Here is a 22,380-nt window from a genome sequence, read left to right on the forward strand (position 1 = left end):
GCTTACTTTTGTCAAATACAATTATATACTATGATAAAGAGTAAAAAAACCTTAGTTCTTGGCGCAACTACAAAGCCAGAAAGATATGCATTTAAAGCAATAACAATGTTAGTTGATAAAGGACATTCTGTTCTTGCCTTAGGTCAAAATGCTGGTGAAGTTGCCGGAATAAAAATTCAAACTAAAGCTGTTCCAATAAAAAATATTGATACGGTTACTTTATATTTAAATCCAGCGCGTCAGCGTGATTATTACAACTACATCGTAGAGGTTAAGCCAAAACGCGTAATTTTTAATCCTGGAACTGAAAACCCAGAGTTCTACCAACTATTAAAGTTGAACGATATTAAAGTTGAAATAGCTTGTACTCTTGTTTTATTGACAACGAATCAATATTAAATTTTTTAGGAAGTTCTCCTATTTTTATTTTTTAGTACATATTATGCTTTTCTTGTTCCTTATTTAATTTGGAATAAGAAAAGCATACTGCTATAATGTACTTTACTATTAAAAATCCTTAACAGAAAATTTATTTTTGAAAAAAGTTGTTATTTATCTTTATTAGCAGATTTTGAAAAATTATCTCTCTCCAAAATAAATTTCTAATTTTGAAATATCTACCTTAAACGTTAGTTGCAAATTAACTACTTTTGCAGTTATGGAATTTTCTTCAAAATTAATAGAAAAAGCAGTTAATGAGATGTCTCAATTACCGGGTATTGGTAAACGAACAGCGCTGCGACTCGTTCTACATTTACTAAAACAACCAAAAGAACAAACGGGTTTTTTGTCGCAAGCTTTAGTTGCCATGCGACAAGACATAAAATATTGTGCAAGCTGTCATAATATTTCTGATAGTGTTATGTGCGAAATCTGTGCTAATAAAAACAGAAATCATCAGATAATATGTATTGTTGAGGATATTCGTGATGTTATGGCAATTGAAAACACGGGTCAGTTTAGAGGTATTTATCATGTTCTTGGTGGTAAAATATCTCCAATAGATGGCGTAGGCCCCAGCCAATTAAACATTACTTCTTTAGTTGAGAAAGTAAAATCTGGTACCGTTACCGAAATTATTTTTGCGCTAAGCTCAACTATGGAAGGAGATACTACAAATTTCTATATTTACAAACAAATCACAGATAGCAATATTATTATATCAACGATTGCCAGAGGAATCTCTGTTGGCGATGAGCTTGAATATGCTGATGAAGTGACTTTAGGAAGAAGTATTTTACATCGAATACCTTTCGAAAAAGGTTTTAAAAATAATTAATAAAGTTAAAAAAATAGTGATTCTTTTAATTATTAAATGAAAAGCTATATTTGTTACTTAAATAAAATATCAAATGAGCAAATCTGTACTCTGTTTGTCCCTAATTATATGTGTGCTATTTTCTTCTTGTATTCCAACTAAAGATTTAATTTATCTTCAAAAAAAAGATAGTTCGCAAGTAGAATCAGTGGTTGCAGCAGTGGAAACAAAGCCATATCGATTGCAAATTAACGATGTTTTGAGTATTACTATAAAAGCAATTGATCCTAAGTTAGTTAGTATTTTTAATACTACTAATGGTGATGCTACTGCTGGAAAATCAGAAACAGGATTGTATTTTGACGGCTTTACTGTAGATGATCATGGTAGTATACGAATTCCAGTTTTAGGAGATGTTACTGTGATTGGATACACATTAGATGAAGTGCGGTTGCGAATTGAAAAACAGCTGTTAGCAGAATATTTCAATAAAGAAGCTAATATTTTTGTAACGGTTAAATTAGCAGGATTTCGATATACAATTAATGGTGAGATTGGCGGTCCTGGAACAAAAACTTTGTTTCAAGAGCATGTCAATATTATGGAAGCAATTGCCAATGCTGGAGATATAACGATTACTGGAAATCGAAAAGCAGTGACTATCATGCGTAAAACGCCAACAGGAGTTGAAATGCATGATCTAGATCTTACGGAAATTAATGTAATGAAATCTCCTTATTTCTATTTACAACCTAATGATTATGTTTATATTAAACCACTCAAACAAAAAACTTGGGGAACGGGAAAAACGGGAATAGAATCATTAGGAACAATAATTACTTTATTATCTTTAGCGACTACGACTTTCTTGCTATTAAAAAAATAAAAACCGAGATTATAAATGTTAGATATAAAAGATTTTTCAATTTTTGAAAATCAAGTCAGTTTTGACTTTAAAGGTTTTTTGATCAAAATTGGAAGTTACTGGAAGTGGTTTCTAATCAGTTTGTTGATCACTTTTACGATTGCCTATCAAGTAAACGTTCGTAAAGAGAAAATCTACGGTATGGAAACGCTTATTTCTGTTAAGGAAGAAAGCAATCCACTTTTTACTTCAAATACAAGCTTAGTGTTTAACTGGGGTGGCACTTCTGATCAAGTGCAGACGATTTCAACAACACTACAGTCACGATCGCATAATGAATTAGTAGTTGATAAATTGCAATATTATATTGATTACCTAGCGCAAGGAAAATATAATCTGGTGGATGCATACGGCGCAGTGCCCTTCTATGTAAATATCGATAAATCAAAAGGACAACTTTCTGGAGCTTTAATCAGTATTAAATTTTTAAGCGAAAGCGAGTATGAAATTAAAATACCTTTTGAAAATTCAAGCGTATCTACATTAACATACTCCAACAATACATATGGAAGTACCAATGTTGAAATTGGAGATTTTGTAAAAAGATATAAAGTTGGACAACAAGTTTCACTTCCTTTCTTAAATTGGAAATTACAAATAAACGATAATCCTGGTTTTTATAAGGGGAATGAATATTTTGTGCGTTTTAATGATTATAACGGAACAGTGTCTGCTTATAAAAGAATAAATGTTCGCTCCGATGATAAGGGCGGTTCCATCATAACGTTGGGAATGCAAGGAACGAACAAAGCTAGAATGGTCGAGTACTTAAATGCGACCGTTAAGATGCTTATCAAAAGGCAATTGGACGGGAAAAATCAGTTCGCCACTAATACTATTTCTTTTATCGATAGCACGTTGGTAGCGATGGAATCGCAACTAAAGGAGACTGGAAATGAATTAAAAACATTTAGAAAAGGTAAAAATATTTATGATGTTGAAGATGGCGGAGCTAAATTCTCAGAGAAAATATTAGAATTTGATGTCAAAAAGGATGAAGTTAATCGTAAAATGGCCTATTACAATTCGCTAAAATCATATCTTAAGAATAGTGTGAATTATGCGAAACTTCCAGCGCCATCGGTAGCGGGAATAGAGGATCCTAATATTGTAGTAAATGTTTCTAAGTTGATTGCGCTTTCTGCTCAACGTTCTGAAATGGCTTATGCTGTAAAAAGTGATAAGATATTCAGTGACTTTGATAGCCAAATGGAAGCAGTTAAAAACGTTTTGTTAGAAAATATAGCAAGTGCTAAATCTTCTTTACAATATGATTTAGCTGTTGTAAGCAGTAAGATAAATCAAACGGAAAGCACTATTAAACAACTTCCTGAGGATCAACAAGAGTTGATTAAAATTAAAAGGAAATATGACTTAAGTGACAATATATACAGTACGTTTCTTCAAAAAAGGAGTGAAGCAGATATTGTAAAAGCAGCTAACTTATCGGATATCCACTTTATAGATCCTGCTAAAGATGTAGGCGGAGGATTAATAGGTCCAAAAACATCTGTCAATTATGTTTTGGCTTTATTTTTAGGAATTCTTATTCCTTTAATTTTTGTTTTTGCAGTATTCTTTATCAATAATTCAGTTCAAAATGCGGAAGATATCAGTAAAATGACAAAAATTCCGTTGATAGGAGTTGTAGGTGTAAATAAAGAGAATACGAATTTAGCTGTTTATGATAAGCCAAAGTCTGCATTATCAGAATCCTTTAGAGCGATTCGTTCCTCGCTGCAGTTTTTATACAAGAAACAAAATGTAGATGGCGCGAAGACATTAATGATTACTTCTTCGATAAGTGGAGAAGGAAAAACATTCTGTTCGATAAACATCGCTACTGTTTTCGCCTTGAGCGAAAAAAAGACTGTTATTATTGGTTTGGACTTGAGAAAGCCCAAGTTAGCTGGAGAGTTTAACTTGTCAAATGATATTGGTGTTGTCAATTACTTAATTAAGCAAAAAACGGTAGACGAGATTATCAATCACACTCACATTCCGTATCTAGACGTTATTTTATCTGGTCCAGTTCCTCCTAATCCGGCAGAGATGATTATTAATGAGGGAATGAGAGAATTGATAGATGAATTAAAGAAAAAGTACGACTATATTATTCTTGATACGCCGCCGGTTGGTTTAGTTTCAGATGCTCTAGAACTCGCGCAGTACTGTGATGTAACTTTGTATATTGTGAGACAGAATTTCACTAAAAAGGAAATGATTGCTTTATTGAACAATCGTGTAAAACGTGGTGAATTAAATAATACAAGTATTATTTTGAATGGCTTAGAAAATAAAGCGAAGTACGGAACGGGTTACGGCTATGGATACGGTTATGGCTATGGAAGTTATGCTAATGGTTATTATGAGGAAGAAAAATCAACTAGCGTTTACCAAAAAATAGCAAAGAGAATTTTAAAAAAGTAAAGCAATCATATTTGCTTGACAGAACAAAAAAACATAATGGAACACGAAAAAAAGAAGGTTATCTTAATCACTGGAGGAGCTGGATTTATAGGCTCTAATCTTTGTGAATACTTTTTGGCAAAAGGAAATAAGGTTGTTTGCTTGGATAATTTTGCAACAGGACACAGACATAATTTAAAAGATTTTATAAATAACCCTGACTTTACACTTGTCGAAGGAGATATTCGCAATGCTTCTGACTGTGCAGCTGCAGTACAAGGAGTTGATTATGTTCTACACCAAGCAGCTCTTGGATCTGTACCAAGATCTTTGAATGATCCCGTTACTACTAATGATGTCAATGTAAGCGGTTTTTTAAACATGCTTGTAGCGGCAAGAGATGAGAAAGTAAAGCGATTTGTTTACGCAGCCAGTTCTTCAACGTATGGAGATTCAGAATCATTGCCAAAAGTCGAAGAAGTAATTGGAAAACCACTTTCTCCTTATGCGATAACTAAGTATGTTAATGAATTATATGCTGAAATATTCAGCAAAACTTATGGATTAGAAACTATAGGACTGCGATATTTTAATGTCTTTGGAAGAAAACAAGATCCTAATGGAGCGTACGCTGCTGTTATTCCAAAATTTGTAATGCAAATGATGCAGCACGAAAATCCAAAAATAAATGGAGATGGTAACTATTCTAGAGATTTCACTTATATTGACAATGTTATTCAAATGAATGAATTAGCCATGTTAACTCAAAATCCTGAAGCTATTAATACAGTTTATAATACTGCTTTTGGAGATAGAAATACATTGAACAACTTGGTCAATTATCTAAAAGAATATTTATCAGAGCACGATTCTAAAATTGCAGACATTGAAATTGAATATGGACCAAATAGAGCAGGAGATATTCCGCATTCTTTGGCAAGTATTGATAAAGCTAAAAAGCTTTTAGGGTATAATCCAAAATTTTCAATGCAGCAAGGATTAAAAGAAGCAGTGGGTTGGTATTGGGAAAATTTGAGATAGAAGTTCTTTTATTCGTTATGAGTTATGAGTTATCTGTTATTTGTTATGGGTTATCAGTTATGGGTTATCTGTTAACTGATGTGAGTTGTTTGTTATCTGCTGCATTTTATCAGTTTTTGCCTATTGTTAATATTATAGGTTTGTAAAGTATAGATTGAAGAATAATTTTAAAAAATAAAAAAAACAACAACACTGAGGCACAAAGTGCCGAAAACCGAAAACCGAAAACCGAAAACCGAAAACCGAAAACCGAAAACCGAAAACCGAAAACCGAAAACCGAAAACCGAAAACCGAAAACCGAAAACCAACCATTAAAAGAAATAGAAACTTGAAAAGCTACAAAGATTTAGATGTATACAATTTATCGTTGTCTTTATTCTATAGAACTCATGGGCTTTCATTAAAGCTGCCAAAATATGAATTATACGAATTAGGAAGTCAAATAAGAAGGTCGTCTGATTCTGTAGCAACTAATATTGTAGAAGGATATGGGAGAAAAAGATATAAAATGGATTTTATTAAGTTTCTTACTTATTCTCACGCGAGTAATTTGGAGACAATTTGTCATTTAGAAAAATTAGCGTTTCTTTATCCAGATTTAGCGATTGAATTTAATGCACTTCAACAAGAATATGACATTTTAGGAGCGAAATTATATTCTTTCCTACGTTACGTTGAAAATAACTGGAATAAATTTGATTAGAAAGTTTTCTATTATCTGGTATGAGTTGTCCGTTATCCATTCTGAGTTAGCTGTTTTGAGTTATCCGTTATGGGTTAGGTTGTCCTTAATCAGTAATGGCTTAAACTTTAAAGGCTAATTGAAAATATAAGTTCAAACAACCGAAGACAAAGAACAGAAAATAGAAAACGTAAATCAAAACTCACATAACCGAACACGGAAAACAGAAAACAGAAAACAGAAAACAGAGAACAGACAGTATTTAGCTGAAATAGCGATTGAAAACTCACATAACCGAACACGGAGAACAGAAAACAGAAAACCGACAACGGAAAACCGAAAACGGAGAACAGAAAACCGACAACAGAAAACAGACAACAAAACTAGTACCTCAAAACTCATATAACCGAAAGCGGAAACAGATAACCGACAACGGAGAACACAAAACAATACGAATGAAAATTACAAAAATTTGTTGCATCGGAGCAGGGTATGTTGGTGGACCCACAATGGCAGTTATAGCTCAAAAATGTCCACACATTCAAGTTACAGTAGTTGATTTGAATGAAGAACGTATTGCGGCTTGGAACGATAAAGATTTAAATAATATACCGATTTACGAGCCTGGCTTGGACTCCATAGTTAGTGAGGCAAGAGATCGAAATTTATTTTTCTCTACAGAAGTAGACAAAGCAATTGATGAAGCACAAATAATTTTCATATCTGTAAATACGCCAACTAAAACCTACGGAAAAGGAAAAGGCATGGCAGCTGATTTAAAATATATTGAGCTGTGTGCAAGACAAATTGCAAGAGTAGCAAAGGACAATAAAATTGTTGTCGAAAAGTCAACGCTTCCTGTTAGAACTGCCGAAGCTATCAAAAGTATTTTAGATAATACAGGTAATGGCGTACAATTCCAAATCCTCTCAAATCCTGAGTTCTTGGCTGAGGGAACTGCAGTTCAGGACTTATTAAATCCAGATCGCATATTGATTGGCGGTGATGCCACATTTGAAGGACAGAAAGCTATTCAGTCTTTAGTGGATGTGTATTCAAATTGGGTAGATGCTGATAAAATATTGACCACTAATGTATGGTCATCAGAACTATCAAAACTAACTGCAAACGCATTTTTAGCGCAGCGAATTTCGTCGATTAACGCAATGTCAGAACTATGTGAAAAAACAGGTGCTGATGTAAATGAAGTTGCAAAAGCGATTGGAATGGATAGTCGAATAGGTTCGAAATTTTTAAAAGCTTCTGTTGGTTTTGGAGGATCTTGCTTCCAAAAAGATATTTTGAACTTGGTTTACATTGCAAAATCGTATGGTTTAAACGAAGTGGCTGACTATTGGGAACAAGTGATTATAATGAATGATCACCAAAAAAGAAGATTTTCCAATACAATTGTCCAGACACTTTATAATACAGTTTCTGATAAGAAAATAACATTTTTAGGTTGGGCATTTAAAAAAGATACAAATGACACCCGAGAATCAGCAGCTATTTATGTTGCGAATGATTTGATTAACGAGCATGCAAAAATAGCCGTTTATGATCCAAAAGTATCAAGTAAAAAAGTACTGGATGACTTAAATTATTTAGAAACAAGATCTGTAAAGAATAATGCAAGTAGTATTACTTCACATTTAGATCCGTACGAAGCCTGCCAGAACGCACATGCTATTGCAGTACTAACAGAATGGGATGAATTCAAATCATACGACTGGCAAAAAATTTACGACTCTATGCAAAAACCTGCATTCATTTTTGACGGCAGAAATGTATTAAATGGCAAATATTTAGAAAAAATTGGTTTTGTATATCAGGGAGTAGGATCTTAGGTCAAGGTACGAGGTTTGAAGTATGAAGTATGAAGTAGGAAATACGTAGTACGAGGTACGACATGGAAAGTACGAGGTACAACATTAGAGGTTTGAAGTACGAAATACTAGGTGGAAAGTAGATGTACAAGATTCGAAGTTTGAGGAAAAACGGATTAAAGTAAAAAGAAAATAATATAGAACTCAAAGCACCTATCTGATAACCGAAAACAGACAACCCAAAACGTACAAGAGAAAATAGACAACGGATAACTCTTAACCCATAACGGACAACAGACAACACAAAATCTTCTCAATAAAAATAAAAAAATATGAATTGGTATGTAGTTTATACAAAACCCAAATGGGAGAAAAAAGTTGCTGAGCAATTAAATAATTACGGAATCGAATGTTATTGTCCACTTATAACTCAAGTAAGACAGTGGTCTGACCGTAAGAAAAAAGTAGAAGTTCCACTCTTTAACTCTTATGTTTTTGTTTATATCGATGAAATTGAACGCTCTAATGTATTTCAATCTTCTGGAGCAGTTCGTTACTTGTTTTGGTTAGGAAAACCGGCAATAGTTCGTGAAGAAGAAATTAACGTTATAAAAAAATGGATGAATAATCCAGATGTTTCAGATGTGACACTAGAAGCATATAAAACAGGTGATTCGATAGAATTAGAATCAGGACCATTTACCAGTCAAAAAGCCATTATTCAAGAGATAAATAAAACTCACTATGTTTTAGTTTTGGAATCGCTAGGATGTGTTTTAAAAATGAAAATAAAATAATTACCAAATAGATTTATTCCTTCGGGCAATTTATATATTTATCTTTTTTGAAAATGAATATTGTAAGGATAACAGCGTTTAATGTTGTCTGTAAAAAAATTAAATCTTTATTTTTGACAAAATTAAAAAGTGTTAAATGTCTTTTAGTAGTATAAATCATAATTAAGACTGTTTTTTAGTCCATACTCCATATATTTGCACTATTGAAAAATTTTCTTATACTATTAATTTTAGTATGAGAGATAACTTCTTGTGTAATAGTATCATTCTAATAATAGTCATTATTCAAATCAATGAATTCTAATATAAAGATTGCAGTTATCGGTTTGGGTTACGTAGGTTTGCCTTTAGCACGCTTGTTTGCTACAAAGCATTCTGTTGTAGGATTCGATATTAATGTAAAGCGAGTAGCTGAATTAAAATCAGGATATGATGCAACACTTGAAATTGAATCCGATACATTGCAAAGTGTTTTGCAACAAAAAAACACAAACTCGATTGGATTATATTGCTCTACAGATTTAGATGATATTAAAGATTGTAATTATTATATTGTTACTGTTCCAACGCCAGTTGATAAAAACAACCGGCCTGATTTAACGCCTCTTTACAAGTCAAGCGAAGCTGTAGGTAAAGTCTTGAAAAAAGGAGATATTGTAATTTATGAATCTACGGTTTATCCCGGAGTGACTGAAGAAGAATGTGTTCCAGTATTGGAGAGAGTTTCGGGACTTAAATTTAATATCGATTTTTTTGCAGGCTATTCGCCAGAGCGAATTAATCCAGGAGATAAGGAACACACGGTTGATAAAATATTGAAAGTGACTTCTGGTTCTACTCTAGAAATTGCACAAAAAGTGAATGAATTATATCAGTCCGTTATTACTGCTGGAACACATTTAGCACCATCTATAAAAGTTGCGGAAGCTGCCAAAGTAATTGAAAACTCGCAACGCGATATCAACATCGCATTTGTAAATGAGTTAGCTAAAATTTTTAATTTGATGAATATTGACACGCAAGCAGTTTTAGAAGCTGCGGGAACCAAATGGAATTTTTTACCTTTCAAACCGGGATTAGTTGGAGGACACTGTATTGGCGTGGATCCTTATTATTTAGCACAACGAGCTCAAGAATTTGGATATCATCCTGAAATTATATTAGCAGGCCGACGTCTAAATGATAGTATGGGTGATTACGTTGCGGCACAAATAATTAAACTGATGATTAAAAAAGGAATTTCAGTTAGTGGTGCAACGATATTAATGCTCGGGATTACATTTAAAGAAAATTGTCCGGATGTTAGGAATACAAAAATTGTTGATGTAATTGCTGCGTTAGTTGATTATGGAGTAATTGTAACTATTTATGATCCATTAGCAGATCCATCAGCGGTAAAGCATGAATATAACTTGGAAACAACTCAAACTATACCGAATCAAAAGTTTGATGCTTTAGTATTAGGAGTAGCACATCAAGAGTTTTTAAATCTAGATCTATCTGCATTAAGAAATTCTGAAAGTATTGTATACGATGTGAAGGGAGTTTTAGGCGATAAGGCGGATGGACGATTGTAGATTTTAGTTTTAAAACAGTAATCGTTTATGGTAATTAATTGAAAAAGTAAATTCTAAGGTTTATTTATTATAAAAAGGGAGTATATTAATTAATTATTTAAGGCCTTTAATTTTTTTTACGTTGCAAAAAAAGATCTTTCATTATGAGAATTAATCGTCCTTAGTATCCGCAGTCGAGTGTCAAATGTTTGAAGAATGTGCAAAAAGAAAAGCTGTTTAATCCGCCGCGGCGAAGAGTTCTTTTCTTTTAGCATTCTAAAACTAATTTGACCGACGAGAATACGCAGACTTGAAATCGAAGATTCACTGAATCCAAAAAAAAAATAAAAAGATTGAAGTATTTTTTTGTTTCTTTTTTGATCAAGGAAAAAAGAAAATTTAATTACTGAAAATAAATTTTCTTTACTTTTAACTTGACGTAATTGTTGGAGATTTTTATGTATAGAAATCTGAAAAAAAACATTTAATAAAATTTTTTTTGTTCAATTGATTTACTCCATTTTAAGGAAATTTCGAATATTCTCGATACTTTAATATTCTATCAAATATTGCTATAATTGATGAAAATTAATTATGCCAATGGATTACAAAATATATATTAACTATGGAAATGAATTCAATTACACACGTTATACTTACAGGAGGTGTTGGGAGCCGTTTATGGCCACTATCACGAAAAAGTAAACCAAAGCAGTATCTCGATATTTTTGATGGAAAATCATTGTTTGAGATGACAGTAGACCGCAATAAAAATCTGGCGGATAAAGTAATGGTCGTTGGGAATATTGACAACTGTCATTTAAGTAAAGCTGTTTTAGAAAAGTCAAGTACCGAATATATTGATATTATTGAGTCAACGCCAAGAAACACGGCAGCTGCAATCGCTTTTGCTGCTTTTGCTTCTTCAGCAGATGATATTTTGATTGTGACTCCATCAGACCATATAATTGGCGAAATACAATTGTACGAGCAAGCGATTCAAGAGGCAATTGAAAAAGCAGCTAAAGGTTTTATCGTAACTTTTGGAATTGTACCTACGAAACCAGAAACAGGATATGGTTATATCGAGCGCAAAGGAGATAATGTAGTGTCATTTAGGGAAAAGCCAAATCAAGTTTCGGCACGTGATTTTATTGCTAAAGGAAATTTCCTTTGGAATAGTGGCATGTTTTGCTTTAAGGCTAATGTGTTTTTAGAAGAACTAAAAGTTTATGCTCCGGAAGTTTATGAAACTTCTAAGCTAGCATGGGAAAGTAATAAAGACGGTATTCTCGATTTAGAATTATCACTTACGATTCCTTCCATAAGTGTTGATTATGCGATTATGGAACGGTCAAAAAAAATCAAAGTAGTTTCGTCCCATTTTGAATGGTCTGATTTAGGTTCGTTTGAATCTGTGTATGATTATCTAATTACGATTGGTCATAGCGTCGATGAAAATGGAAATATGGTTATTGGTACAAATAATTACACCGCTTTTATAGGTGTTAAAGATACAATTTTTGTTCATACTGAGAGTGCCAATTTAATTTTGAAAAAAGAATTTTCTCAGGATGTAAAAAGTGTCTATCATTTATTAGAGCGTGAAAAATCTAGTTTATTAAACTAATATTTTAGAAAAAACATAATAAAGATCAAAGAATTTTTATAGTTTTAATTATAAAATAAAGCTTACAGACTAAAAGATAACATTAAAAATATATAGAGCACGACATAAGGCTTTGGGGACAATATTGGGTATTAGAGGATTCTTCTTCTTATAACGTGATACGGATACTTGTTGATCCAAAAGGGCGGTTATCTTATCAATACCATTTCAAACGATTAGAAGTTTGGACTGTTGTTGCTGGTACTGCAATAATTACGCTTGATGGAATTGAGAAAGACTATAATATAGGTAACGTTGCAATAATACCGCAAGGGATGAAACATCATGTAGAAAATCGTTCTTCTCAACCTCTACTATTTCTAGAAGTAAAATAGTGCACTTATTTTGGAGAAGATGATAATGTGCGCATCAAAGACGATTATAATAGAGTAGAGCTATAATTACAGCAAAAAGTTGAATCGCTTAAGGTGGAATGAAATTTATAATTTATTGTGGTAAGAGTAACAATACTAATAGTATTAGTATTGTTTATCAAATAGATTTGTAGTTAACTTTAATGTTGCACGTATTTGATAGAGCACTATTAAAAGTAAAAAAATTACTAATTTGATTCCTTTTCAAAACAAGTAAAATAGAGAATTATTAATCCTTTAACTAATTAATTAATTAAACTTTTGTGAATAGGTTTTTTTTCTAGCTAATTTTAGTGATATTTCATTTCTTTTTTAAATTATAAACCCTTTGCAACATACTTGATATTTAATGTCATACGCAGTCTTTTAATGTATTATGCGATGAAGTGTTAACTAGAAATTCATTTTCGATTATGTAAAATGGGATTATAAAACTATATTTGCTAAAATGTGTCGAATAATTTCTACAAAATGGGATGTGGAAGGGCGAAGCTATGAAAAAATCTAAATATTACGTTAAAAATAGAAGGTATTATAATATCAAATTTTATGTATTTAATTAATAATAAAGCTCGATAAGTTCCACTATTATATACTTCAAATTCTTTTTTTCTTAATAATACTTCTTGATTTATAATTTAAACTATAATAATATTCAACAATTTAGAGTTTAAAATTTATCTTACAATCTTGCTTTTCTTCGTTAACATTCTACTGCTAGACTGAGTCATAATTAGAGTTGATATAAATTGGATGTATATATTCTATTATTTTTTATACATCTAAAATAAATTATATACAATTACCTAACTTATTACAAGATTTCGACTAGAAATAACTTTGATCGACCTTTCCCAAATTTTGGTAAAGCTTTTAACAGTATAGATCTAATTTTTAGCAATAATTAACAATTAAGAAAATAATCTATAACAGATTAAATATAATAATCAAAATTATATTTATGAACGAAATAGCAATACAAGGTATTTAAAACGTTATATGCCACTGTCGCGTTTATCTGGAACTAAATAGCTGATTATTGGATTTGAAACTAAAAAAGTAAATTGGCGAGGTAATATTGAGTTGTAAATTTCTGATTATGTTTTTCAAGGCGTATTTGTTACTCAATTTGATTGTTATACTACTTTTTTTTAGTCTGATAATTTTGATAATTATGATTGAAAGATATATATAAATTCGATTTCTACTCTTTTCGATGAAAACAAACGGCCTAAACCTGCACAACTTTGCAATTGTAGTGTCGGCGTGTAAAGAAGATGGCATCATAATTTACGAATATACTACACATCAGTGTTTAACGAGGAAGCCTAATTGGTCGTTTTATATAGTGTCAGTTGCTTTAAATTTAATATTTTTTTTGCAGATTATTCACGCGTTCTTATTAATCCTATGGATTAAGTGTATACATATTAAAATGCAACAAGATTCGCCTATCGTTCGACTGCACATATCGTGTGTTATGTGAGTTATTTATGTAAACATTTCATAACTGTACATGCCAATTTTGAATGTAAATTAAAATGAATGGGGCTGATAAGTCAATTGAAAATTCACAGAGAGATACCAATATTAGTTTTTTTAATGAAGTGGCAAAGATTTTTAATTTTTTAGAAATAAAAACATTTGATTTTTAGAAGCTGTAATAACAAAATGGCACTTAAGACATTTTAAAATAAGGCTAGTTGAAGGTGACTTTATTTTGGTAAATGTTTATTAGTTTACAAATAAAATTAGTAATAAAGTTAAATCCAAGATGTAATTTTGCCTAAAAGAAGGTAAGCGACATCATTGCCCATTTGTTGATTCAGAAACCCTTAAATTGATGATAAAAAGTAAGTTTAAATTTATGTTTAATAAGTGTTAATTCTTGGCATTACCTTTAAAGAAAATTGCACCGACCTTCGGAATTCTAAAGTTATTGATATTTATACAGAACTAAAAGAATACGGAGTCGAAGTTGACAGTTACGAATCTTAGGCGAGTAAAAAAGAGGTTTTTAAAGAATACAAGGTTGAAATCATTGAAAAACTTATAACGGACAAAAAATACGAAGGAATTATAATTGCAGTAACACACAACGAATTTTTAAATATAGATTTGTCCGCGATAAAAGCAGAAAGGTCAGTAGTGTTCGATACAAAAACATGCATGAATCGCGATTCGGTAGACAGTAGTTTATAAAAGTGAACTCAGTGTACGCCGCATAAGGTCTTTACTGCGAGTTTTTTCAGCTTACAATGGAAACAACATATAGAATTGATTTGTATCACAAATAAACGGTGCAATTGAAAAAAGTGTAACTTTGAAATATAGTAAAAAATGAAAAGTATTTTAATAACAGGAGGCGCTGGTTTTATTGGTTCACACGTGATTCGTGAATTCGTAAACAAATATCCCGAAGTAAAAATTATAAACATAGACGCTTTAACCTATGCAGGTAACTTGGAAAACTTAACTGATGTGGAAGGTTCCAAAAATTATAAATTTATAAAAGCAGACATTACAGATGCCAAAGTAATCTTTGAAATTTTTGAAGAACATCAGCCTGAAGGCATCATTCATTTAGCTGCCGAGTCGCATGTTGACCGGTCCATAACCAATCCTCTTGATTTTGTAATCACCAATGTGATTGGAACGGTTAATTTATTAAACGCAGCGAACCACATTTGGAAAGGAAAGTACGAAGGAAAGCGCTTTCACCACGTTTCTACAGATGAAGTATATGGTGCATTGGGAGATACTGGTTTTTTTACCGAAGAAACGAGTTACGACCCGCACTCTCCGTACTCCGCTTCTAAAGCGTCTTCCGATCATTTTGTACGAGCCTATCACGACACGTATGGACTGCCTGTTGTGATCACGAATTGCTCCAATAATTACGGGCCAAATCATTTTCCGGAGAAGTTAATTCCGCTGTGCATCCATAATATTTTAAACAACAAACCACTTCCTATTTATGGAAATGGAAAATATACAAGAGACTGGCTTTACGTGATTGACCATGCAAAAGCCATTGATTTGGTTTTTCACGAAGGCAAAGATGGCGGTTCGTATAATGTAGGAGGTTTTAATGAATGGCAGAATATTGACTTAGTCAAAGAACTTTGCAGCCAAATGGACGAAAAATTAAAACGACCAAGTGGTACATGTGAACAACTAATTACCTATGTGAAAGATAGACCCGGACACGACTTGCGTTACGCAATAGACGCCAATAAAATAAATCAGGAGTTGGGTTGGAAACCCTCTGTGACTTTTGAAGAAGGACTTTCTAAAACAATTGATTGGTTTTTGGATAATAAAGGGTGGTTGGAAAATGTGACTTCTGGAGAATACCAAAAATATTATTCGACTCAATATAATTAATTATGAAAGGAATTATACTTGCAGGAGGTTCAGGGACGAGATTGTATCCTTTAACAAAATCAGTGTCTAAGCAGATGATGGCTATTTATGATAAGCCAATGATTTATTATCCGTTATCAGTATTAATGCTTGCCGGAATAAAAGAAATTTTAATTATTTCAACACCGCAGGATTTACCTAATTTTAAAAATCTTTTAGGTGATGGTTCTGATTTGGGCATCCGCTTGGAATATGCGGAACAACCGAGTCCTGATGGATTAGCTCAAGCATTTATTATCGGTGAAAAATTCATTGGAGCTGACGATGTTTGTTTGATTCTTGGTGATAATATTTTTTATGGGCAAGGATTGACTGACTTGTTGAGAACAGCTATAAGAAATGTAGAGGTGGAAAAAAAGGCAACTGTTTTTGGTTATTACGTTCAGGATCCTGACCGTTATGGCGTGGCTGAATTTGATAAAGCGGGAACCGTAATTTCAATCGAAGAAAAACCAAAATCTCCAAAAAGCAATTATGCAGTGGTAGGACTATATTTTTATCCAAATTCGGTTATTGAAGTAGCCAAAAAAATCAAACCAAGCCACAGAGGAGAATTGGAAATTACCACAGTAAACCAAGAATACCTTGCAGCTAAAGATTTAAAAGTAGAGCTAATGGGTCGTGGCTATGCATGGTTAGATACCGGAACGCACGAATCACTATTAGAGGCTTCGAATTTTATTCAAACTATTGAAAAAAGACAAGGATTAAAAGTAGCCTGCTTGGAGGAGATAGCTTTTGAGAAAGGTTATATTTCTAAGGAAAAAGTTTTAGAACTTGCAACGCCGCTGAGTAAGAATGAATACGGGCAATATTTGTTACGATTAGCAAACAGAAAATAAGCAATAGTGTCTTTAAAACAGCAAGCTTTATCAGGGGCAGTGTGGAGTTATTCTCAACAGTTTGGCACACAGTTAATTAACTTTGCTGTGACTATTGTTTTAGCTCGAGCTCTTTTACCTGAAGAATTTGGACTAATTGGAATGATTGCTATTTTTATGGGTATTGGTTTAACTCTTTTTGATGGTGGTATGACAAGTTCCTTAATACGCAGTGATAAATTAGACGATACAGATTATAGTACTGTTTTTATTTTTAATTTACTTGTAAGTTTAGGAGTTTATATAATTATATTTGTATTCGCACCCTTCATAGCCGATTTTTATAGACAGCCTGTGTTGACTGATGTTACAAGAATTTACACCTTATCTTTTGTGTTTGCTGCTTTTGGCTCCGTTCAAAATACAATCTTGACAAAAACAATGAATTTTAAAAGACAAGCTTTACTAACAATACCCGCCTTATTGATAAGTTGTTTGATAGCTTTAATATTCGCTTATAAGGGTTTTGGTGTTTGGAGTTTGGTAGCTATGACTTTATCTAATACTTTTGTACTTAGTATTATATTATGGTTTGCATCAAGTTGGAAGCCTAGCTTCAGCTTTTCAAAAGAAAAATTTAGAAAGCACTTCAATTATGGCTATAAATTAACGTTATCTAGTATATTAGATATAATTTTCACAAATATTTATCAGATTGTTATTGGAAGATTTTTCAATGCAAGTGTTGTAGGGTTTTATACGAGGGCAAACCAATTGATGATGATGCCTGTAGGAAATGTTTCAACAGCATTAAATAAAGTAGCTTTTCCATTATTTGCAGAAATACAAAATGATGAAGAACGTTTAAGGAACGCGTATAAAAGAATGATGTTAATGGTTCTATTTGTTATTAATCCTATAGTGGTTTTAATGCTTGTTTTGGCCGAACCTTTAACAACTTTTTTATTTACAGATAAATGGTTACCAATGGTTCCTATCTTTAAGATAATATGTTTGTCAGGATTATTATATCCATTACATTTGTATAACTTATTAATATTGCAAGTAAAAGGTAGAAGTGATTTATACTTACAATTAGAAATTTTTAAAAAGATACTCTTATCAGTAATACTATTTATTAGTTTTTATTACGGCCTACACGGTCTATTGTGGGGGCAGTTAATATTTTCCATTTTTGCTCTGTTTATAAATACTTATTTTGCGGGCAATATGATTGGTTATAGTACAAAACGACAATTGTTGGATATGATACCACTATTTTTGTTAGCAGGTTTAATGGGAGTTATTGTGTATATTTTAGATAACTATTGGCTCAATAATTTAGCGGATAGCTTACGCTTGATTATGAATTCATTTTGTGGTGTACTTGTTTATCTTGGCTTATCGTATCTGTTTAAACTTGATAGTTTGTTAGAAATTAAAAATATAATTCAAAAAAAATGATACCAGTAACAAAACCATTTCTGCCTCCAATTGAAGAATACCAAAAATACCTTATAGGAATTTGGAGCCGTCAATGGTTAACCAATATGGGACCTCTAGCTAGTGATTTAGAAATTAAATTGAAAGAATATTTAGGTCTAAAACACCTTCTTTTTGTAACTAATGGTACTGTTGCTTTACAAATGGCAATTAAAGCATTAGATTTAAAAGGAGAAATAATAACGACTCCATTTTCGTTTGTGGCAACTACAAGTAGTATTGTTTGGGAGGGTTGCACACCAGTTTTTGTTGATATAGATAAAGATTCGCTAAATATTGATACCTCGAAAATTGAAGCCAGTATCACTGAAAAAACGACTGCTATTTTAGCGACCCATGTTTACGGTAATCCTTGCGATGTAGTAGCGATTGAAAAAATAGCTAATAAACACAAACTTAAGGTGATTTATGACGGAGCACATGCCTTTGGGGTTCAAATAAATGGAAAATCCATATTTGAGTATGGAGACATTTCAACATGTAGTTTGCATGCTACCAAATTATACCATTCGGGTGAAGGCGGATTAGTAATCGCAAAAGATCCGGCAGTTTTAAAAAAATTAGCCTATATCAGAAACTTTGGGTTTAACGGTCCAGAAAATTTTGTAGAATTAGGAATTAATGGGAAAAATTCGGAATTTCATGCAGCAATGGGTCTTACTAATTTTTTTTACATCCAATCTATTCACGATAAAAGAAAAGAGCTTACAGATTATTATAATGAAAAATTAGAGACATTAAGGGCCAAAAGACCAATCTGGCATAAAGAAGGGACTTTAAACTATGCCTATTATCCATTGGTTTTTGAAAGCGAAAAATTGATGTTAAATTGTATGGAAGGATTAAAAGGGCATGAAATTTTTACCCGTCGTTATTTTTATCCATCATTGGCAAATACACTGCCCTATCTTGAGAAAAAAGATTTTGAAGTTACGGATGATATTGCTACAAGAGTAATGTGTCTACCTTTGTATGTAGATCTTACTCTTGAAGAGGTGAATTTAATTTGCAGGTTATTATTAAGAATTCAAAATAATTAAGATGAAATTAGCAATAATGCAACCTTATTTATTTCCTTATATCGGTTATTTTCAGTTGATTTCTGCTGTCGATAAATTTGTTGTTTATGATGATGTTAATTTTATTAAAGGAGGGTGGATTAATAGAAATAATTTGTTGATTAACAAAAAAGTAAATATGTTTACGCTCCCCTTAGACAAACCAAGTCCTTTTACATTAATAAATGAAACACAATTGAATTGTAATTTTTACGAAAGTTGGAAATTAAAATTTTTACGATCAATAGAACAGTCCTATAAAAAAGCTCCCTTTTATGCTGAGGTTTATTTTTTAGTAGAAAATATACTGGACAACAAAGACAACAATTTAATAAGCAAATTGGCAGTTAAAGCAATAAAATCAATCTGTGGATATCTTACTATAGATACAGAAATTTTAGAAACATCAGCAATTTATAAAAATAATCAATTTAAAGCGCAGCAACGGGTATTAGACATTTGTGCTATAGAAAAAGCATCACAATATATTAATGTTAGTGGAGGTTTGGAACTATATTCTAAAGAGGTATTCAAGGAAAAAGGAATACAGCTAAACTTCATAAAAGCTGGAGCAATTAACTATAAGCAATTCGGCAATGAATTTGTCCCTTGGCTTTCCATTATAGATGTTTTAATGTTTAATTCTGTCGAAGAAGTAAAGAATTTAATTAACCAATACGAATTGATATGAATGCAATTGGCGGTTATTTTGAGTTAGAACTAAATCAAAATAGTATTTATCACACTGATGCAATTGCCTTGAACACAGGACGAAACGCATTAGAGTATATTCTTAAAGCTAACCAGTACAAGAAAATATATTTACCTTATTTTACTTGCGATGTTTTATTGCAGCCAATTGAAAAATTAAAATTGGAATATGAGTTTTATTTTATAAATGAACAATTAGAACCTATTTTTGATTATCAGAAAATTAATATTGAAAGTTGCTTTTTATACACCAATTATTTTGGATTAAAAGATAAGTTTATAACAAGTTTAGCTCAAGTATGTAAAAATTTGGTTATTGATAATGCACAATCATTTTACTCAAAACCTGTTGCAAATATAGATACCTTTTATTCGTCTAGAAAATTTTTTGGTGTTCCAGATGGAAGTTATGTTTATTCTAATAATAAGATTGAAGACGAATTAAAAAAAGATATATCTTTTGAAAGATTTGAACATTTATTGAGAAGAATTGATCAAAGTGCAGAGGATGGATACAATTCGTTTTGTAAAAATGACAAAAAACTACAAAATCAACCCATTCTTGCCATGTCAATTTTAACTAAAAACTTAATGAAATCTATTGATTATGATAATGTTGCAATAAAAAGGATTGATAATTATTTGTGTCTAGAAAAAGAATTAAAATCTAGTAATAAATTAAAACTCTCCTTCGATGGAAAAATACCTCCAATGGTTTATCCGTTTTGGGCAACTTCAGAAATAAGGGCTAAATTGCTACAAAATAAAATATATACAGCCATATATTGGCCAAATGTTTACGATTGGAGTAATAAAAATAGTTTAGAAATAACCTTGACCGAAGAAATTATATGCCTTCCAATTGACCAAAGACAATCAAAAAAGGAATTAAATAAAATTTTAAAAATAGTTAAAAATGGTTAGGGCGTTAATAAGACCTTTGGAAATTTCGGACGCACTAACTAGCTGGAAATGGCGTAATAATTCTAAAATTTGGGAATTAACTGGTTCATCACCAAATAAGGAAATTACATACGAAATTGAATATGATTGGATTCAAAAAGCTATTAAAGATTGTACATCAAAACGTTTTGCTATCCTTGCAGATGATGTTTACGTTGGAAACATTCAACTAACTAATATCATTGATATAGATGCAGCGGAATTTCATATTTTTATTGGAGATACAGATTATTGGGGAAAAGGTATAGCAAAATTAGCTACCTATCAAATTCTTTATTATGCTAAAGAAGTTCTATCTTTAAAACTCATTAATCTTAAAGTTAAAGAAGAGAATTATTTTGCAATAGCAACATACGAAAAAAATGGATTTGTAAGAACATACAAAGACACAGAAGATGGTTGGTTAAATATGACATGCGATTTAAAAAAACTAAATAATCCAGAGGTTAATGTTTGTGTAATGGTTTATAACCATGAATCTTTTATTGAAGAATGTATTAGCGGATTATTGATGCAAAAATGTAATTTTAATTTTGATATCATAGTCGGAGAAGATGGTTCAAGTGACAATTCAAGGGAGATTCTAAAAAATTATCAAAGCAAATTTCCAGGCAAATTTAAGTTATTATTACATAACGAAAATATAGGAGCTACTAAAAATCAAATTGAAATTTTTAATAATTGTACTGGAAACTTTATAGCAATTTGCGAAGGTGACGATTATTGGACCGATCCTTTAAAATTACAAAAACAATTTGATATTTTAAATAATGACAGTTCTATTGGACTTGTATACACTAAATGTTCCAGAACAGATAGTTCTAAATTAGTAGGAAAAAAAATTGTGGGTAATGATCTTTTCTACAGTAACAAAATACCAACTTTAACAACCGTTTTCTCAAGAGAAATTTTAAATAATTATATACGAAATGTAAATCTAGAGAATAAAAATTGGCAAATGGGAGATTACCCGATGTGGTTGTGGTTTCACATTCACAGTAATATTTATTTTCTAGACACGGTAACGGCATGTTATCGAGTACTAAATAACAGTGCTTCTCATTTTAGTGATGGTAATAAGCGGGTGTTGTTTAACATCAATAGTTTTGAAATGACCGATTTTTTCGCTGAAGGATATTTAGATAAAAAAGAGTATAATTTGTTTTTAAATAAAGGATTATTCTTTTTGTCTTTATCAGCAATGCGACACAAAAGTAATTTATTATGGGATATCGGAAATAGAATTAAAAATTTAGATAAAAAATCATTAAATAATAAAATTTTATTGTTATTTTTAAAAGGATACAAATTTTTGAAATAGATGTATATAAGTGTTTTCCTAACGTTATTTTCTTTTATT

Annotated in this window: 18 protein-coding genes; all 18 read left to right on the top strand. The window is 31.6% G+C overall.

Annotated features, from left to right (window positions below; genetic code table 11):
- Positions 1 to 33: 33 nt before the first annotated feature.
- A complete protein-coding gene (locus tag RCH19_RS01690; RefSeq protein WP_121926120.1) occupies positions 34 to 399 on the top strand; it encodes a CoA-binding protein in 366 nt (121 codons plus the stop codon).
- Between the two features lie 259 nt (positions 400 to 658).
- Positions 659 to 1,279: a recombination mediator RecR gene (gene recR / locus RCH19_RS01695; protein ID WP_343021759.1), complete on the top strand. Its 621-nt coding sequence runs from the start codon at positions 659 to 661 to the stop codon at positions 1,277 to 1,279.
- Between the two features lie 73 nt (positions 1,280 to 1,352).
- A complete protein-coding gene (locus RCH19_RS01700) occupies positions 1,353 to 2,144 on the top strand; it encodes a polysaccharide biosynthesis/export family protein (RefSeq protein WP_343021760.1) in 792 nt (263 codons plus the stop codon).
- Between the two features lie 15 nt (positions 2,145 to 2,159).
- Positions 2,160 to 4,613, top strand: a complete 2,454-nt coding sequence (locus RCH19_RS01705) for a polysaccharide biosynthesis tyrosine autokinase (protein WP_343021761.1) — start codon at positions 2,160 to 2,162, stop codon at positions 4,611 to 4,613.
- Positions 4,614 to 4,649: 36 nt separating this feature from the next.
- A complete protein-coding gene (locus RCH19_RS01710) occupies positions 4,650 to 5,633 on the top strand; it encodes an SDR family oxidoreductase (protein ID WP_343021762.1) in 984 nt (327 codons plus the stop codon).
- Positions 5,634 to 5,962: 329 nt separating this feature from the next.
- Positions 5,963 to 6,337, top strand: coding sequence for a four helix bundle protein (locus RCH19_RS01715; protein WP_343021763.1), 375 nt, complete (start codon positions 5,963 to 5,965; stop codon positions 6,335 to 6,337).
- Between the two features lie 434 nt (positions 6,338 to 6,771).
- Positions 6,772 to 8,163: a UDP-glucose 6-dehydrogenase gene (locus RCH19_RS01720; protein WP_343021764.1), complete on the top strand. Its 1,392-nt coding sequence runs from the start codon at positions 6,772 to 6,774 to the stop codon at positions 8,161 to 8,163.
- A 311-nt stretch (positions 8,164 to 8,474) separates the two neighbouring features.
- Positions 8,475 to 8,939: a UpxY family transcription antiterminator gene (locus RCH19_RS01725; RefSeq protein ID WP_343021765.1), complete on the top strand. Its 465-nt coding sequence runs from the start codon at positions 8,475 to 8,477 to the stop codon at positions 8,937 to 8,939.
- A 293-nt stretch (positions 8,940 to 9,232) separates the two neighbouring features.
- A complete protein-coding gene (locus tag RCH19_RS01730) occupies positions 9,233 to 10,516 on the top strand; it encodes a nucleotide sugar dehydrogenase (protein WP_343021766.1) in 1,284 nt (427 codons plus the stop codon).
- A 604-nt stretch (positions 10,517 to 11,120) separates the two neighbouring features.
- Positions 11,121 to 12,125, top strand: coding sequence for a mannose-1-phosphate guanylyltransferase (locus tag RCH19_RS01735; protein WP_343021767.1), 1,005 nt, complete (start codon positions 11,121 to 11,123; stop codon positions 12,123 to 12,125).
- A gap of 104 nt (positions 12,126 to 12,229) precedes the next feature.
- Entirely contained in the window at positions 12,230 to 12,499 is a 270-nt protein-coding gene (locus RCH19_RS01740) for a phosphomannose isomerase type II C-terminal cupin domain (protein WP_343021817.1), read from the top strand.
- Positions 12,500 to 14,878: 2,379 nt separating this feature from the next.
- Entirely contained in the window at positions 14,879 to 15,925 is a 1,047-nt protein-coding gene (rfbB, locus tag RCH19_RS01745) for a dTDP-glucose 4,6-dehydratase (protein ID WP_343021768.1), read from the top strand.
- A gap of 2 nt (positions 15,926 to 15,927) precedes the next feature.
- Positions 15,928 to 16,806: a glucose-1-phosphate thymidylyltransferase RfbA gene (gene rfbA / locus RCH19_RS01750; RefSeq protein ID WP_343021769.1), complete on the top strand. Its 879-nt coding sequence runs from the start codon at positions 15,928 to 15,930 to the stop codon at positions 16,804 to 16,806.
- A gap of 6 nt (positions 16,807 to 16,812) precedes the next feature.
- Complete coding sequence (locus RCH19_RS01755; RefSeq protein WP_343021770.1) at positions 16,813 to 18,249, top strand: lipopolysaccharide biosynthesis protein; 1,437 nt, start codon at positions 16,813 to 16,815, stop codon at positions 18,247 to 18,249.
- On the top strand, positions 18,246 to 19,328 hold the full coding sequence (locus RCH19_RS01760) for a DegT/DnrJ/EryC1/StrS family aminotransferase (protein ID WP_343021771.1): 1,083 nt from the start codon (positions 18,246 to 18,248) through the stop codon (positions 19,326 to 19,328). The genes RCH19_RS01755 and RCH19_RS01760 overlap by 4 nt, the downstream gene beginning before the upstream one ends.
- 1 nt (position 19,329) lies before the next feature.
- Complete coding sequence (locus tag RCH19_RS01765; protein WP_343021772.1) at positions 19,330 to 20,037, top strand: WbqC family protein; 708 nt, start codon at positions 19,330 to 19,332, stop codon at positions 20,035 to 20,037.
- Positions 20,034 to 20,981: a hypothetical protein gene (locus tag RCH19_RS01770; RefSeq protein ID WP_343021773.1), complete on the top strand. Its 948-nt coding sequence runs from the start codon at positions 20,034 to 20,036 to the stop codon at positions 20,979 to 20,981. The genes RCH19_RS01765 and RCH19_RS01770 overlap by 4 nt, the downstream gene beginning before the upstream one ends.
- A complete protein-coding gene (locus RCH19_RS01775; RefSeq protein ID WP_343021774.1) occupies positions 20,974 to 22,341 on the top strand; it encodes a GNAT family N-acetyltransferase in 1,368 nt (455 codons plus the stop codon). Before RCH19_RS01770 ends, RCH19_RS01775 begins: the two co-directional genes overlap by 8 nt.
- Positions 22,342 to 22,380 lie beyond the last annotated feature (39 nt).

The organism is Flavobacterium sp. PL12 (assembly GCF_039123485.1).
GTDB lineage: Bacteria > Bacteroidota > Bacteroidia > Flavobacteriales > Flavobacteriaceae > Flavobacterium > Flavobacterium weaverense.